The 271-nt window shown below is 49.8% G+C and carries 1 pseudogene; it reads left to right on the forward strand.

What is annotated here, in order from left to right:
* Positions 1–244, forward strand: a pseudogene (locus tag FDX04_RS12215) (trimethylamine N-oxide reductase cytochrome c-type subunit); the annotation flags it as partial.
* Positions 245–271: the final 27 nt, after the last annotated feature.

The raw sequence follows: 271 nt of genomic DNA on the forward strand, positions 1-271 counted from the left end.
GGCGGAGGGTTTTACCGACAATATTGACCCCCTCTGGCAATACGCCGATCAGATGTTGCAATCCACCTGTAGCGCTTGCCACAGCACGCCGCCGCCGACTCGTTATTCCGCGAATGGCTGGATCGCCGGACTGAAATCCATGTCCACCTACTACCGGCTTAATCCGGTGGAAGACCGTACGTTGTTGAAATATCTCCAGACTCACGCCAGCGATATACCTCAACCTAACAATTCAAAAGGATAATTTATGGATATTCATGATTTTAATCCG

Source organism: Citrobacter sp. wls615 (assembly GCF_005281355.1).
Lineage (GTDB): Bacteria > Pseudomonadota > Gammaproteobacteria > Enterobacterales > Enterobacteriaceae > Citrobacter > Citrobacter werkmanii.